Source organism: Kitasatospora sp. NPDC004799, from assembly GCF_040609095.1.
In the GTDB taxonomy this organism is placed as follows: domain Bacteria; phylum Actinomycetota; class Actinomycetes; order Streptomycetales; family Streptomycetaceae; genus Kitasatospora.
Genome location: NZ_JBEXJK010000035.1, coordinates 1 through 15,547, shown reverse-complemented (window position 1 = coordinate 15,547; position 15,547 = coordinate 1). Strand labels below are relative to the sequence as shown.

The following is a 15,547-nucleotide window of genomic DNA, read 5'->3' as shown; positions in this document are numbered from 1 at the left end:
GGCATGTACGGGGGCCCCGTACGCTTGTAGTCACCATGACTGACTTCCCGGGTGCCCCGACCACTCCCTCCACCGGCCGTCTGCGCGTCCTCGCGGCGATGTCCGGTGGAGTCGACTCCGCCGTCGCCGCCGCCCGTGCCGTCGAAGCCGGGCACGAGGTGACGGGCGTCCACCTGGCGCTCTCCGCCAACCCGCAGTCCTTCCGGACCGGCGCGCGCGGCTGCTGCACCATCGAGGACTCCCGGGACGCCTGGCGCGCGGCCGACGTGATCGGCATCCCGTTCTACGTCTGGGACCTCGCTGAGCGCTTCCGCGAGGACGTGATCGACGACTTCGTCGCCGAGTACGCGGCCGGGCGCACCCCCAACCCGTGCCTGCGCTGCAACGAGAAGATCAAGTTCGCGGCGCTGCTGGACAAGGCGATCGCGCTGGGCTTCGACGCCGTCTGCACCGGCCACTACGCCCGCATCGTCGACCTGCCGGACGGCTCGCGCGAGCTGCACCGGGCCGTCGACGGCGCCAAGGACCAGTCCTACGTGCTCGGCGTGCTGGACGCCGAGCAGCTCGCCCACTCGCTCTTCCCGCTCGGTGACACCACCAAGGAGGAGATCCGGGCCGAGGCCGAGCGCCGGGGCCTGGCCGTCGCCAAGAAGCCGGACAGCCACGACATCTGCTTCATCGCCGACGGCGACACCCAGGGCTTCCTGGCCAAGCACCTCGGCACCGCGCCGGGCGACATCCTCGACGTGGACGGCACCAAGCTCGGCGAGCACGACGGCGCGTACGGCTTCACCATCGGCCAGCGCAAGGGCCTGCGGATCGGCCGCCCGGCGGCCGACGGCAAGCCGCGCTACGTGCTGGACATCTCCCCGGTGAACAACACCGTGACGGTCGGCCCGGTGGAGGGCCTCGACGTCACCGGGCTGACGGCCATCCGCCCCCGCTGGTGCGGCACCGAGCCCCTCGCCGACGGCCGCTACACCGCCCAGCTCCGCGCCCACGGCGAGGAGGTGCCGGTGCACGCCTCGGTCGTCGACGGCGAACTGCGCGTCCAACTCGACACCCCGGCCCGCGGCATCGCCCCCGGCCAGGCCGTCGTCCTCTACGACGGCACCCGCGTCGTCGGCTCCGCCACCATCGCCACCACGGAACGCCCGGCCGTCACCGCCTGAGCGACTGTCACGGGGGTCGGGCCCTTGGGTAGGGCCCGGAAACGTGGTGGGGGCGGGAGCGGGAGCGGGGGCGTGATAGACCAGACGACATTATGAATATCTGCGTCTTCTGCTCCGCGTACTCGCTCGACGACCGCTACACCGCCCCCGCCGCCGAATTCGCCCGGCTCCTGGGGGAGGGCGGGCACACCCTGGTGTGGGGTGGCTCGAACGCCGGGCTGATGGGGCTGCTGGCCGACGAGGTGAAGGCCTCCGGGGGCAGGCTCGTCGGGGTGATGGTCGAGATGCTGAGGCACAAGGCGTACCCGGGCGCCGACGAGCTGGTGTGGACCGCCGACCTCGCGGAGCGCAAGGCGGAGCTGGCCTCGCGGGCGGACGCGATCGTCGTGCTGGTCGGCGGGCTGGGCACGCTGGACGAGGTGACCGAGGTGCTGGAGCTCAAGAAGCACGGCATGTTCGACAAGCCGGTGGTCGTCCTGGACACCGAGGGCTTCTACGCGGGCCTGCGCACCCAGCTGGAGCGGATGGACGCCGAGGGCCTCCTGCCGCGCCCGCTCGCCGAGCTGATCACCTTCGCGGACACGCCCGCCGAGGTGTTCGCCCAGCTCAAGGCCTGATTGGATCGGCACCATGGCTACCCATCTGATCACCGGCGCCGGCTCCGGCATCGGCGCCGTCCTCGCCGAGAAGCTCGCCGAGCGCGGGGACGAACTCTGGCTGCTGGCCCGCGACGCCCGTCGGGCCGCCGAGCTGCGCGAGCGCTTCCCCGGCGCCCGCACCCTCGTCGGCGACCTCGGCGACCCGGGCAAGCTCTCCTGGGCCTTCGGCCACCAGCAGCTGCCCGTCGAGCTCGACTCCCTGCTGCACGTCGCGGGCGTGGTCGAGCTGGGCACGGTCGGCGACCTCACCCCCAAGGCCTGGCAGGAGACGCTCAACGTCAACCTGATCGCCCCCGCCGAGCTGACCCGGCTCCTGCTGCCGTCCGTCCGGCTGGTCAAGGGCCACGTGGTCTTCGTCAACTCCGGCGCCGGCCTCAACGCCCACGCCGAGTGGTCCTCCTACGCGGCCAGCAAGCACGGCCTGAAGGCGCTCGCCGACGCGCTGCGCCAGGAGGAGCACGCCAACGGAGTCCGGGTCACCTCCGTCTACCCTGGCCGCACCGCCACCGCGATGCAGGTCAAGGTGCACCAGCAGGAGGGCAAGGCGTACGACGCCGAGCGCTGGATCGAGCCCGAGTCCGTCGTCAAGGCGATCCTCGCCGCCCTCGACGCCTCCCGGGACGCGGAGATCACCGACATCTCCGTCCGCCCCGGGCGGTGACCGCTTGCGTGGGAAGTCGGCCCGGCCGACTTCCCACGCACGCACCGGGGTCCGTCCGGGTGAGCGGGCGCCGTCCGGCTGAGTAGGCTCGGGCGGGTGAGCACCCCACACCCCTTCCCCGACCTGCGCGGCGCCGCCACCGGCGTCGGCTCGCTGCCCGGCACCGACGCCCGGGAGGCCGCCAAGACCTCCACCGGCGCCCTGGAGCACCTGCCGTTCCTGCCCGAGCTGCCCGCGCGCGGGCCGGGCGCCGACATGATCGGGCGCGGCGCCGGCCTCCTCGTCGAACTGTTCGCGCAGACCGAGCCCAGCGGCTGGCGGTTCACCGACCGCCCCGGCCGGGACACCCGGCGGGCCCACTCCTGGCTCGGCGAGGACCTGGACGCGCTGGAGGAGTTCACCCAGGGCTACCAGGGCGCGCTCAAGGTCCAGGCGGTCGGCCCGTGGACGCTGGCGGCGAACATCGAGCTCAAGTACGGCGAGAAGGCGCTCTCCGACCCCGGCGCCTGCCGCGACATCGCCGGCTCGCTCACCGAGGGCCTGCGCCGCCACCTCGCGGACGTCCGCAAGCGGGTGCCCGGCGCGGAGGTCGTCCTCCAGCTCGACGAGCCCTCGCTGCCCGCCGTGCTGGCGGGCTCGGTGAAGACCGCCAGCGGCTTCCAGCGGCTGCGCGCCGTCGACCGGCAGGTCGCCGAGGAGGTGCTGCGCGAGGTGATCCGCGGTCTGGACGCGCCCGTCGTCGTGCACAGCTGCGCCCCCGACGTCCCGGTCCCGCTGCTGCGCCGCGCCGGGGTCGCCGGGATCTCGCTGGACTTCTCGCTCCTCACCGAGCGCCAGGACGACGACCTGGGCGAGGCCGTCGAGGGCGGCACCACGATCCTCGCTGGTGTCGTCCCCGCCACTGACCAGGCGGTGTCCGACCCTGCCGGTAGTGTCCAGGGTGTCAGGACCTTGTGGCGCAGGCTCGGGTTCGCCCCGGAGCTGCTGGGCCGTCGCGTGCTGGTGACGCCGACCTGCGGGCTGGCCGGGGCCTCCCCGGCGTACGCGCGCAGGGCGCTGTCGTCCGCGGTGCGGGCGGCGCAGAGCCTGGTGGACAACCCGGAATGAGAACGTAGGAGGGCTTGCGGTGACGGCTGTCGAGGGCTGGGAGGACGTCCCGGCGGAGGTGCGCAGGCGGCACGCCGAGCTGGCGAAGGAGATCACCGATCACCGCGCCCGGTACTACGAGCAGGACGCTCCGGTCGTCAGCGACGCCGAGTTCGACGCGCTGATGCGGGAGCTGGAGGGGCTGGAGGCCGAGCACCCGGCCCTGGTCACCCCGGACTCGCCGACCCAGCGGGTCGGCGGTGCCCCCACCGCGCTGTTCGCCGAGGTCGAGCACCGCGAGCGGCTGCTCAGCCTGGACAACGCGATGGACGACGAGGAGCTGGCCGCCTGGGCCGAGCGGGTCGCCACCGAGCTGCACGGCATCGACTACCACTACCTGTGCGAGCTCAAGGTGGACGGCCTGGCCGTCAACCTCACCTACGAGAACGGGCAGTTGACGCAGGCGGCGACGCGCGGCGACGGCCGGGTCGGCGAGGACATCACCCCCAACGTCCGCACCATCAAGGAGATCCCGCACCGGCTCAAGGGCGAGAACGTCCCCGAGCTGGTCGAGATCCGCGGCGAGGTCTACTTCCCGACCGAGGCCTTCGACGCGCTCAACGCCTCCTTCGCGGAGGAGAACGAGCGCCGCCGGCAGGAGAACGAGGAGCGCGCCAAGGAGGGCAAGCGGCCCCGGGCGATGATCCGGCTGTTCATGAACCCCCGCAACGCCGCCGCCGGTTCGCTGCGCCAGAAGGACCCGCACGTCACCGCCTCCCGCCCGCTGCGCATGGTGGTGCACGGCATCGGCGCCCGGGTCGGCTTCGACATCGACAACCAGTCGCACGCCTACCAGCTGCTGCACGACTGGGGCCTGCCCACCGCCCGGCACAACGAGGTGGTGCGGACGCTCGACGAGGTGCGGGCCTTCATCAAGCACTTCGGCGAGCAGCGGCACTCGGTCGAGCACGAGATCGACGGCGTGGTCGTCAAGGTGGACGAGATCGCCCTGCAGGGCCGGCTCGGTGCCACCTCCAAGTCCCCGCGCTGGGCGATCGCCTGGAAGTACCCGCCGGAGGAGGTCACCGGCAGGCTCGCCGAGATCAAGGTCGGCATCGGCCGCACCGGCCGGGCCACCCCGTACGCGGTGCTGGCCGAGCCGGTGAAGGTGGCCGGCTCGATGGTGCAGTACGCGACGCTGCACAACCAGGAGGTCGTCAAGGCCAAGGACGTGCTGCTCGGCGACACGGTCGTGCTGCGCAAGGCCGGCGACGTGATCCCGGAGATCCTCGGCCCGGTCTACGACCTGCGGGACGGCACCGAGCAGGCCTTCGTGATGCCCTCGCACTGCCCGGAGTGCGGCAGCGAGCTGCGGCCGATGGCCGAGGGGGACATCGATCTGCGCTGCCCCAACGCCCGGTTCTGCCCGGCCCAGATCCGGGAGCGGATCGCCTTCCTGGGCGGGCGGCAGTGCCTGGACGTGGAGGGGCTCGGCTACGTCGCGGCCACCGCGCTGACCCAGCCGCTGGAGCCGGCCGAGGCGCCGGTGCGCAACGAGGCCGACATCTTCGGGCTGACGCCGGAGAAGCTGCTGCCGATCAAGGTGCTGGTCCGGGACCCGAAGACGGGCATGCCGAAGCTGGACGACCGGACGGGCAAGGAGAAGGAGGTCTTCTTCTTCGCCACCACCAAGGGCGAGCCGAAGAAGTCGCTCCAGGCCCTGATCGACAACCTGGACGCGGCGAAGGACCGGCCGCTCTGGAGGTTCGTCAACGGTCTGTCGATCCGGCACGTCGGCCCGGTCGCCGCGCAGGCGCTGGCCCGGGAGTTCCGCGACCTGGAGAAGATCTTCGAGGCGAGCGAGGAGCAGCTGGCGGCCGTCGAGGGGGTCGGCCCGATCATCGCCCGCTCGATCAGGGAGTGGTACGCGGAGGAGTGGCACCGGAAGATCCTGGAGAGCTGGAGGGCGGCCGGCGTCCGCTTCACCGAGGAGTTCGCGGACGAGGAGGAGGCGGAGCGCCCGCTGGAGGGTCTGACCGTCGTGGTGACCGGCACGCTGGCCGGCCACACCCGGGACGGCGCCAAGGAGGCGCTGACCTCGCGCGGAGCGAAGGTGACCGGTTCGGTTTCGAAAAAGACCGATTTTGTGGTCGCCGGTGACAACCCTGGGTCCAAGTACGACAAGGCTGTTCAGCTCGGACTGCCGGTCCTGGACGACGCCGGGTTCGCCGTCCTGCTCGCCGACGGGCCGTCCGCCGCCCGCGCCCACCTGGGACTTCCGGAGCCGGAGGAGGCCGGGGAGCCGAAGCAGGAGCCCGTCGAGGACTGACCCGGAGCCGACCCGATCGGACGATGACCGGATCGTTGTTGTTATCGTCCTGATGCAGCGTCACCGGGTGCCGTGCGGTGAAAGCGGGCATTGTGTCACTGTGCGACACCCGGGCGCGGTGGCGCGTTTCCGGTTGTCCGAAAGTCTGCCCACCGGGTGGACCCCGGCATACCCTGGAGCGCAACAGAGTGTCAGCAGGGGTGGGGGCACCGGCTGGGCCGGTGCTCCTCGGGGTCGCTCCATGCCCGGCAGCTGTCGGTACCGGCACGGTGCCTCACCGTAAGGCGGCCTGACGGGGCGGGCCCGACGGAGGACAGGGCTTATGGATCGTACGACCGGCGGTGCGCCGACACGCCCGCCGCAGGGGGTGGCGGGTGCGGTCCTGCTGCTCGGCGTGCTGCTGGCCGGAGCCGCGCCGCTCATCCCGCTGGCCGTCCTGGTCTACCGGTACGAACCCGAGTTGCTGCCGCTGTTCGCCGTGCCCCTGGCGGTGCTGGTGGCGGCCTGGCGGATCGCCCGGGACCGCGCCCGCGACCAACTGACCGACCCGCTGACGGATCTGCCCAACCGTCAGGCCCTGCTGCTGGCCGCCCAGGAGGCGATCGCGGAGTGTGAACAGGGCTACAGCGTCGGTCTCATCCTGCTCGACCTCGATCGCTTCCGGTCACTCAACGACACACTCGGTCATACGGCCGGTGACCGGCTGCTGGTTCACATCGCCCGCCGGCTGCACCGCGCCCTGCGCTCCGGCGGCCCGGCCGGCAGCGCCACCCGGGAGTCCATCGACGACGTCTTCGCCGGGCTCCCCCGGCACTACCGCCGCGGCCGCCCGATGGTCGCCAGGATGGGCGGCGACGAGTTCGCCGTCCTGCTGCCCGGCATCAACTGCCCGGACAGCCTGGAGCGGGTCGCCAAGGCGCTGATCGCCGAACTGGCCGCCCCGATCCGGCTGGACGGGCTGCTGCTCGTCCTGGAGGCCAGCGGCGGCGTCTGCGTCTACCCCCAGCACGCCCAGGACGCCGAGTCGCTGCTGCGCCGCGCCGACGTCGCGATGGGCCACGCCCAGCGCGGGTGCAGCGGCGTGGCCCAGTACGACGAGACCCAGGACGCCGACACCCCGTACCGGATCGGGCTGCTGGGGGACCTGCGCCGGGCGCTGGAGACCGGCGAGGTGCAGCTGCACTACCAGCCGAAGGTGGCCTTCGACGGCCGGGTGGTCGGCCTGGAGGCGCTGCTGCGCTGGGAGCGGCCGGGCCAGGGGAAGGTGTCGCCGGACGAGTTCGTCGGCCTCGCCGAGTCCAGCGGCCTGATGCCCCGGCTCACCGACTACGTGCTGGAGGCGGCCGTCGGCCAGCTCGCGTACTGGCGCGACCAGGGCCTCCAGGTGCAGGTCGCGGTCAACGTCTCGCCGCGCGACGTGCTCAACCCCGGCTTCGCCCAGCGGGTCGCCGGCCACCTCGTGCGCCACCAGGTGCCGGCCCACGCGCTCCAGCTGGAGATCACCGAGCGGCTGCTGCTGGACGACTCCCGGCGGGCCGCCGACACCCTGGCCGAGCTGCGCGGCTACGGCGTCGGGATGTCCCTGGACGACTTCGGCACCGGGCACTCCTCGCTGGTGCGGCTGCGCAGCCTGCCGGTCGGCGAGCTGAAGATCGACCGCTCCTTCGTCTCCCGGATGGTCGCCGACGACCACGACGCGGCGGTGGTCCGCTGCTCGGTGGAGCTCGCCCACTCGCTGGGCCTGACCGTGGTCGCCGAGGGCGTCGAGGACGACGAGACCTGGGAGCGGCTGCACTGCATGGGCGTGGACGCCGTCCAGGGCTGGCTGGTGTCGGCCGCGCTGCCGGCCGAGCAGGCCACCGCCTGGCTGCGGGTGCACCGCACCGGCGCCCCGCCGATGGAGCGCTGCGGCGTGCCGCCCCAGCTGCACGCCGGCTTCCAGCCGGTCCAGAGCGCCAAGCCGATCGCCCAGCCGGTCCGGCCGCCGGCGCTGCCGCCGACGCTCCCGCCGGTCCGGCCGCCGGTCATCCCGCCGACGCTGCCGCCGGTGGCCCAGGTGGTGCAGGCCGCGCACATGGAGATCAAGCCGCGCGGCTGGGCCCGCCCCCGCCCGCAGTAGCACCCGCGCCGTAGCACCCGCAGCGGCACCCGCCGGAGACCCGCGGCCGACGTCCGCCGAACGCCGCGGCCGGGCCGGTGACGGGCGCCGCGGCTCACTCGTTGGCCGGGGTACGGGACGGGCCCCATAGGATGGGGTCCAAAGACCACGAGGACGGAGCGCCGAACCCGGCTGCTCCTGCCCGGGCCCGGCACCGCCCGCAAGGCACCGCCGGGTCTCACCAGAACTCACCCTGAGGATCGCTGCATGCCTGGCATCACGCGCGAGGAGGTCGCCCACCTCGCCCGGCTGTCGCGTCTTGAGCTGAAGCCCGAAGAGCTGGACCACTTCGCCGAGCAGCTCGACGTGATCATCGGCGCGGTCGCCCGCGTTTCCGAGGTCGCCGGACAGGACGTCCCGCCGACCTCCCACCCGCTGCCGCTGACCAACGTCATGCGTGCGGACGAGGTGCGGCCGTCGCTCACCCCGGAGCAGGCGCTGTCCGGCGCCCCCGCCGCCGAGGAGCAGCGTTTCCGTGTGCCGCAGATCCTCGGGGAGGACTGACCGAGATGACCGAGCTGATCCGTTTCACCGCAGCCGAGACCGCCGCCGCCATCGCCGAGGGCGAGGTGTCCGCCGTCGAGGTCGCGCAGGCCCACCTGGACCGCATCGACGCCGTCGACAAGAAGGTCAACGCCTTCCTGCACGTCGACACCGAGGGCGCGCTGGCCGCGGCCAGGGCCGTCGACGAGAAGCGCGCCAAGGGCGAGGAGCTGGGCCCGCTGGCCGGCGTCCCGCTCGCGCTCAAGGACGTCTTCACCACCAAGGGCATCCCGACCACCTGTGGCTCGAAGATGCTCGAGGGCTGGATCCCGCCGTACGACGCCACGCTGACCAGCCGTCTCAAGGACGCGGACGTGGTCATCCTCGGCAAGACCAACATGGACGAGTTCGCGATGGGCTCCTCCACCGAGAACTCCGCGTACGGCGTGACCGGCAACCCGTGGGACCTCTCCCGCATCCCCGGCGGCTCCGGCGGCGGTTCGGCCGCCGCGCTGGCTGCCTTCGAGGCCCCGCTGGCGATCGGCACCGACACCGGCGGCTCGATCCGCCAGCCCGGCGCCGTCACCGGCACCGTCGGCGTCAAGCCGACCTACGGCTCGGTGTCCCGCTACGGCCTGGTGGCGTTCTCCAGCAGCCTGGACCAGGGCGGCCCGTGCGCCCGCACCGTGCTGGACGCGGCGCTGCTGCACGAGGCCATCGCCGGGCACGACCCGCTGGACTCCACCTCGATCGACGCGCCGGTCCCGGCCGTGGTCGAGGCCGCCAGGATGCGCGATATCCGCGGCATGCGGATCGGCGTCGTCAAGGAGTTCGCCGGCGAGGGCTACCAGGCCGGCGTGATGCAGCGCTTCAACGAGTCGGTGGAGCTGCTGCGCGAGCTGGGCGCCGAGGTCGTCGAGGTCTCCTGCCCGTCCTTCACCCTGGCGCTGCCGGCGTACTACCTGATCGCGCCGTCGGAGTGCTCCTCCAACCTGGCCCGCTTCGACGCCATGCGCTACGGCCTGCGGGTCGGCGACGACGGCAGCCGCTCGGCCGAGGAGGTCACCGCCCTGACCCGCGAGGCCGGCTTCGGCCCCGAGGTCAAGCGCCGCATCATCCTGGGCACCTACGCGCTGTCCTCGGGCTACTACGACGCCTACTACGGCTCGGCCCAGAAGGTCCGCACGCTCATCTCGCGCGACTTCGACGCGGCCTTCGCGGGCGTGGACGTGCTGGTCTCGCCGACCACGCCGACCACCGCCTTCCCGATCGGCGAGCGCGCCGACGACCCGATGGCGATGTACCTGGCCGACCTGTGCACGATCCCGTCCAACCTGGCGGGCAACGCGGCCATGTCGCTGCCGGTCGGCCTGGCCCCGGAGGACAATCTCCCGGTCGGCCTGCAGATCATCGCACCCGCGATGGCGGACGACCGCCTGTACCGCGTGGGCGGCGCCGTCGAGGCCGCACTCAACGACAAGTGGGGGCACACCCTGCTGGAGGAGGCACCGGCACTGTGAGCAAGATCGAGAAGGCGAAGTCCCAGTCCGCTTCGCTGAAGGGCTTCAAGCACAGCAAGCCCGGTCTGTGGCTGTCCATCGGCACCAGCGCGTTCGGCGCGATCTCCATCGCCAAGGACGTCCGCAAGGCCCGCGACGAGAGCGACACCCTCAAGCTGGTCAACGCCCTGGTCGGCGCGGCCGCGCTGGTCACCGGCACCGCCCTGCTGGTGCGCGAGCTGCGCCGGCTCGGCTCCGACGACGTGCTGCTGGGCTGAGCCGAACCGTGCGCCCCGGCCCGGCCCCGCGCGACGCGGCGGCCGGGCCCGTACCTCCCAAGCTTCAAGTGAGAAGGGACGCTGTGAGCGTCATGAACCTGGTCTCCTACGAGGACGCTCTCGCGTCGTACGACCCGGTGATGGGCCTTGAGGTCCACGTCGAGCTGGGCACCAAGACCAAGATGTTCTGCGGTTGCTCGACCGAGCTGGGTGCCGAGCCGAACAGCCAGACCTGCCCGACCTGCCTGGGCCTGCCGGGTTCGCTGCCGGTGGTCAACGCGGTCGGCGTGGAGTCGGCCGTCAAGATCGGCCTGGCGCTGAACTGCGAGATCGCCGAGTGGTGCCGGTTCGCGCGGAAGAACTACTTCTACCCGGACATGCCCAAGAACTTCCAGACCTCGCAGTACGACGAGCCGATCGCCTTCAACGGCTACCTCGACGTGCAGCTGGAGGACGGCTCGACCTTCCGCGTGGAGATCGAGCGCGCCCACATGGAGGAGGACACCGGCAAGTCCAGCCACGTCGGCGGCGCGACCGGCCGGATCCACGGCGCCACCCACTCGCTGCTCGACTACAACCGGGCCGGCATCCCGCTGATCGAGATCGTCACCAAGCCGATCGAGGGCGCCGGCGAGCGCGCCCCCGAGGTCGCCAAGGCGTACGTCGCCGAGCTGCGCGAGGTCATCCGCTCGCTCGGCGTCTCCGAGGCCCGGATGGACAAGGGCCAGATGCGCTGCGACGTCAACCTGTCGCTGCGCCCGAACGGCACCGAGACCTTCGGCACCCGCTCGGAGACCAAGAACGTCAACTCGCTGCGCAGCGTGGAGCGGGCCGCCCGGTTCGAGATCCAGCGGCACGCCACGGTGCTGACCGACGGCGGCACCATCGTCCAGGAGACCCGCCACTTCCACGAGGACAACGGCACCACCACCTCGGGCCGGATCAAGGACAACGCCGAGGACTACCGCTACTTCCCCGAGCCGGACCTGGTGCCGGTGGCCCCCGCCCGCGAGTGGGTCGAGGAGCTGCGCGCCGCCCTGCCCGAGCTGCCGCGGGTGCGCCGCGCCCGGCTGCAGGCCGAGTGGGGCCTGTCCGACAAGGACATGCAGTCCGTCCTCAACGCCGGTGCGGTGGCGCCGATCCAGGAGACCATCGCGGCCGGTGCCCCGGCCGACCAGGCCCGCAAGTGGTGGATGGGCGAGCTGGCCCGCCGGGCCAACGAGACCGGCACCGAGCTGAGCGAGCAGCCGATCACCCCGGCGCAGGTCGCCCGGGTCACCGCGCTGGTCGCCGAGGGCAAGCTGAACGACAAGCTGGCCCGCCAGGTCATCGAGGCCGTGCTGGCCGGCGAGGGCGAGCCGGACGAGATCGTCGAGAAGCGCGGCCTGGCCGTGGTCTCGGACGACTCCGCGCTGGGCGCCGCCGTCGACCAGGCCATCGCCGAGAACGAGGCGATCGCCGCCAAGATCCGCGACGGCAAGGTCCAGGCCGTGGGCGCGCTGGTCGGCGCGGTCATGAAGGCCACCCGCGGCCAGGCCGACGCCGCCCGCGTGAAGGACCTGATCCTCGAGAAGCTGGGCGCCGCCTAGAGCGGCTGGGCGCTGCCTAGGCTGTCAAGCCTGCCTTCCTAAGGCGTCTAAGGCATCTAAGGCCCTCTAAGTAAGGCCTAAGGCCCCGTCTCACCTATGTATCTGGGTGAGGCGGGGCCTTAAACCTTCTCCGGGGCCCGATCTAAGGCATCCGGGCCCCGAAACATCGGGCACGCTCCCGATGCGGCACCCCCACCTGGCGGAGGAAGCTCTTACCTGTCAGCGAAACGCAGGGAAGCCCAGGGGGAGCCCGAAATGATCGAGTACCAGACCTTCCAGCAACAGGCCCACGAGCTCGCGGCCGTCGCCGAGCACGAGCGCCTGGTCCGCGAGGCCAAGCAGGCCCGACGCCTGCGGCAGCGCCCGGTGGCCGCCCGCTTCGAGCGGCGCCCCGTGCGTCGGCCCGAATGCTGACGGTGCGGCACCGGGACGGTGCCGAAGGAGCTCCGGAGGGGGAGACGCTGCGAGTGAGCGTCTCCCCCTCCGGGCGTTCGCCGGGGGAGATAACCCCTGACCCGCGCCCCACCGGCTATGGCATGCTCGCCTCCATGCAGCAGACATCGGTCAGCCCCGTCTTCGTCGGCCGCGGCAGCGAGATCACCGAGCTGACCGACGCGCTGCGCCGCGCGGGCTCCGGCAACCCGCAGTCCGTCCTGATCGGCGGCGAGGCGGGCGTCGGCAAGACCCGGCTGCTGGAGGAGTTCCTGGAGCGCGCCGCCGCCCAGGGCGCGGTCACCTCGCTCGGCAGCTGTCTGGAGGTCGGCGCCGAGGGCCTGCCGTACGCCCCGCTGGCCGCCGCGCTGCGCCGGCTGCACCGCTCGCTGGGCGCCGAGCTGGGGGCCGCCGCGGCCGGCAGCGAGGGCCACCTCGCGCTGCTGCTCTCCGAGTTCGGCGAGGTGGACGGCGAACCCAACGACGAGTACAGCCGGGCCCGGCTGTTCGAGCACACCGCGAGGCTGTTCGAGCGGCTCGGCGCGGAGCGTACCCTCGTCCTCGCCGTCGAGGACCTGCACTGGTCCGACCGCTCCACCCGCGAACTGCTCGCCTTCCTGGTCCGCACCCTGCACCGCTCCCGGGTGCTGCTGGTCGCCACCTACCGCACCGACGACCTGCACCGCCGGCACCCGCTGCGCCCCTTCCTGGCCGAGCTGGAGCGGCTGCGCACCGTCCAGCGGCTGGAGCTGGCCCGGTTCGGCCGCCGCGAGGTGGCCGCCCAGCTGGCCGGCATCCTCGGCACCACCGCCCCCGACCGCCAGCTGGTGGACCGCATCCACCGCCGCTCGGAGGGCAACCCGTTCTTCGTCGAGGAGCTGGCCACCGCGTTCCAGGACGGCTGTGGTGCCGGGCTGACCGACTCGCTGCGGGACATCCTGCTGGTGCGGGTCGAGGGCCTGGACGAGGAGGCCCAGCGGGTGGTGCGAATAGCCGCCGAGGGCGGTTCGCACGTCGAGCACGCCCTGCTGGCCGCCGTCCTGGACGACGACGAGGAGGCGCTGATCGAGGCGCTGCGGGCGGCCGTCGGCGCCAACATCCTGCGCCCGGACAGCGAGGGCGAGGGCTACCGGTTCCGGCACGCGCTGGTCCGCGAGGCGGTCTCGGACGACCTGCTGCCCGGCGAACGGCACCGGATCAACCGCAAGTTCGCGCTCGCCGTGGAGGCCCAGCCGCAGCTCGTCCCCGGCGACGCGCTGCCCGCCCGGCTGGCCAACTACTGGTACCACGCGCACGATCCGGCCCGCGCCCTGCCGACCGCCCTGGACGCCGCCCGCGCGGCCCGCCGCCGCAACGCCTTCGCCGAGCAACTCGGCATGCTGGAACGGGCCCTGGAGCTGTGGGACCTGGTCTCCGAGGAGGTGCTGGCGCACACCCTGCGCCCGTACGACTGGGCCGAGACCTACCCGCCGGGCTCCTGCGACCACAACCCCGAGGACGCGGACTGCGACCGGATCCAGCTGGTCGACGTGCTGGCCGAGGCAGTGGTCGCGGCCCGGCGCTGCGGCGACCGCGAGCGCGGCCTGAGCCTGGCCAAGCGCGGGCTGCGGCTGGTCGACGAGACGGTGCACCCGGTGCGCTCGGCCTGGTTCCGGATCAACCGGGCCCGGATGCTCGGCAGCCTGCGCCGCTCCGGTGACGAGGAGGAGATCGGCCACGCGCTGCGGCTGGTGGAGCTGCTGCCGCCGTCCGCCGTGCAGGCCGAGGTGTTCGCGCTCGGCGCCGGCGCGGCGATGCTCAAGAAGCCCGGGCCCGAGCACCTCGAACTCGCCGAACGGGCGATCCGGATCGCCCGCGAGGTCGGCGCGCACTCGGTCGAGGTGCACGCCCGGATGACCCTCGGCAGCCTGCGCTACGACGTGCACGGCGACGCCGAGGGCGGGCTGGCCGAACTCGTCGGCGCGGTCGAGCGGGCCCGCACGCTGGGCGTGCCCGACCTGCTGCTGCGCGGCCTGAACAACCTGGCCAGCATGCAGCGCGGGCTGGGCCGGGCCGAGGACGCCGTCCGGCTGGCCCGCGAGGGCCTGGAGTTCGCCGACGGCAACGGCCTGCAGCGCAACATCGGCGCCATCCTGACCGGCAACCTGGTCGAGGCGCTGGCCGACCTCGGGCGGGTCCGGGAGGCCGCCGAGGTGCTCGCCGCCTGCGAGCTGGCCGTCCCGGCCGGGATCCACGCCGAGTTCCACGACCGGATGCGCGGCGAACTCGCCCTGCTCCAGGGGGACCTGCCCACCGCGGCGACCATGCTGGCGCGGGCCCGGGCGGCGAACCGGGTCGGCCAGGCGCAGCACAGCCTGCCGATCAGCCGGCTGGCGGTGCGGCTCGCCGCGCTCGGCGGCCGGCCGCTGGAGGCCCGGGCCGAACTGCTCACCGCGCTGGCGGAGGAGGGCCGGCTCGGCCACGAGTCCGACGTCTACCCGCTGCTGGCCGAGGCCGCCGCCGTGGAGGCGGACAGCCGGGGCCTGCCGCAGGCCGAGGCCGGCCGGGCCGACGCGCTGGCCGCGATCGCCGCGGCCGACGCCGAACTGCGGCCCCGGGCACCGCTGCACCACGGCTGGGCCCGGCTGCTGGAGGCCGAACTCGCCCGCGCCGAGGGCGCGGACACCGCGCAGGGGTGGGCCGCCGCGGTCGAGGCGCTGCGCCCGACCGGACTGCCGTACCCCCTGGCGCTCGCCCTGCTGCGGGCCGGCGAGGCCGAGGTGCAGGCCGGGCGGCGCGAGGCCGGCACCGAACTGCTGCGCGAGGCGGCCGAACTGGCGGCCGCCCGGGGCGACCGGCCGCTCGGCGGGCAGATCGCCGCGCTGGCCGAACGGGCCGGGCTGAGCCTCGCCCCGGCCGAGCGGACGGCCGCGGCGCCGGCCCCGGCCGCCGGGGACTCCTTCAACCTCACCCCCCGCGAGCGGGACGTGCTCCGGCTGCTCGCGCGCGGCTGGACCAACCGGCAGATCGCCGAGGAGCTGTACATCTCTCCGAAGACCGCGAGCGTGCACGTCTCCAACATCCTGGGCAAGCTCGCGGTCGGCGGCCGGGGCGAGGCGGCCGCGCTCGCCCACCGGCTGCGGCTGTTCCCGGACGACCTGTCCTTCGCGACGACCGAATACGTCCTGTCGCACGCGGCACTCGCCGAGTACAACGGCACGG

Annotated in this window: 12 protein-coding genes; all 12 read left to right on the top strand. The window is 73.1% G+C overall.

Annotated features, from left to right (window positions below; all coding sequences use genetic code 11):
- Window positions 1-35 precede the first annotated feature (35 nt).
- A complete protein-coding gene (mnmA, locus tag ABZW03_RS07580) occupies window positions 36-1,172 on the top strand; it encodes a tRNA 2-thiouridine(34) synthase MnmA (protein ID WP_355253581.1) in 1,137 nt (378 codons plus the stop codon).
- Window positions 1,173-1,264: 92 nt separating this feature from the next.
- The gene (locus tag ABZW03_RS07575) at window positions 1,265-1,789 is read left to right on the top strand and encodes a TIGR00730 family Rossman fold protein (RefSeq protein ID WP_355253579.1); all 525 of its coding nucleotides are present in this window, start codon (window positions 1,265-1,267) and stop codon (window positions 1,787-1,789) included.
- A 13-nt stretch (window positions 1,790-1,802) separates the two neighbouring features.
- Window positions 1,803-2,492: an SDR family oxidoreductase gene (locus ABZW03_RS07570; protein ID WP_355253577.1), complete on the top strand. Its 690-nt coding sequence runs from the start codon at window positions 1,803-1,805 to the stop codon at window positions 2,490-2,492.
- A 96-nt stretch (window positions 2,493-2,588) separates the two neighbouring features.
- A complete protein-coding gene (locus ABZW03_RS07565) occupies window positions 2,589-3,599 on the top strand; it encodes a methionine synthase (protein ID WP_355253575.1) in 1,011 nt (336 codons plus the stop codon).
- Between the two features lie 19 nt (window positions 3,600-3,618).
- Entirely contained in the window at window positions 3,619-5,907 is a 2,289-nt protein-coding gene (gene ligA, locus ABZW03_RS07560) for an NAD-dependent DNA ligase LigA (RefSeq protein WP_355253573.1), read from the top strand.
- A 322-nt stretch (window positions 5,908-6,229) separates the two neighbouring features.
- Window positions 6,230-8,026, top strand: coding sequence for a bifunctional diguanylate cyclase/phosphodiesterase (locus ABZW03_RS07555; protein ID WP_355253571.1), 1,797 nt, complete (start codon window positions 6,230-6,232; stop codon window positions 8,024-8,026).
- Between the two features lie 246 nt (window positions 8,027-8,272).
- Entirely contained in the window at window positions 8,273-8,569 is a 297-nt protein-coding gene (gene gatC / locus ABZW03_RS07550; protein ID WP_030057414.1) for an Asp-tRNA(Asn)/Glu-tRNA(Gln) amidotransferase subunit GatC, read from the top strand.
- A gap of 5 nt (window positions 8,570-8,574) precedes the next feature.
- The gene (gatA, locus tag ABZW03_RS07545; protein WP_355253569.1) at window positions 8,575-10,068 is read left to right on the top strand and encodes an Asp-tRNA(Asn)/Glu-tRNA(Gln) amidotransferase subunit GatA; all 1,494 of its coding nucleotides are present in this window, start codon (window positions 8,575-8,577) and stop codon (window positions 10,066-10,068) included.
- Window positions 10,065-10,325, top strand: a complete 261-nt coding sequence (locus ABZW03_RS07540) for a hypothetical protein (RefSeq protein ID WP_355253567.1) — start codon at window positions 10,065-10,067, stop codon at window positions 10,323-10,325. Before gatA ends, ABZW03_RS07540 begins: the two co-directional genes overlap by 4 nt.
- Window positions 10,326-10,408: 83 nt before the next feature.
- Window positions 10,409-11,914 carry an Asp-tRNA(Asn)/Glu-tRNA(Gln) amidotransferase subunit GatB gene (gene gatB / locus ABZW03_RS07535; protein ID WP_355253565.1) on the top strand — a complete coding sequence of 502 codons (1,506 nt, stop codon included), beginning with the start codon at window positions 10,409-10,411 and terminating at the stop codon, window positions 11,912-11,914.
- A gap of 255 nt (window positions 11,915-12,169) precedes the next feature.
- Window positions 12,170-12,328 (top strand): hypothetical protein, encoded by a 159-nt coding sequence (locus tag ABZW03_RS07530; protein ID WP_355253563.1) that lies wholly within the window; start codon window positions 12,170-12,172, stop codon window positions 12,326-12,328.
- A gap of 134 nt (window positions 12,329-12,462) precedes the next feature.
- On the top strand, window positions 12,463-15,547 hold a 3,085-nt coding region (locus ABZW03_RS07525), incomplete at its 3' end, for an AAA family ATPase (RefSeq protein WP_355253561.1).

Bases quoted from the DNA above. Each gene is read 5' to 3' on its own strand.
- ABZW03_RS07530 (WP_355253563.1), top strand. From the start codon at position 12,170: ATGATCGAGTACCAGACCTTCCAGCAACAGGCCCACGAGCTCGCGGCC.
- mnmA (WP_355253581.1), top strand. From the start codon at position 36: ATGACTGACTTCCCGGGTGCCCCGACCACTCCCTCCACCGGCCGTCTG.
- ABZW03_RS07575 (WP_355253579.1), top strand. From the start codon at position 1,265: ATGAATATCTGCGTCTTCTGCTCCGCGTACTCGCTCGACGACCGCTAC.
- ABZW03_RS07555 (WP_355253571.1), top strand. From the start codon at position 6,230: ATGGATCGTACGACCGGCGGTGCGCCGACACGCCCGCCGCAGGGGGTG.
- ABZW03_RS07570 (WP_355253577.1), top strand. From the start codon at position 1,803: ATGGCTACCCATCTGATCACCGGCGCCGGCTCCGGCATCGGCGCCGTC.
- gatC (WP_030057414.1), top strand. From the start codon at position 8,273: ATGCCTGGCATCACGCGCGAGGAGGTCGCCCACCTCGCCCGGCTGTCG.
- gatA (WP_355253569.1), top strand. From the start codon at position 8,575: ATGACCGAGCTGATCCGTTTCACCGCAGCCGAGACCGCCGCCGCCATC.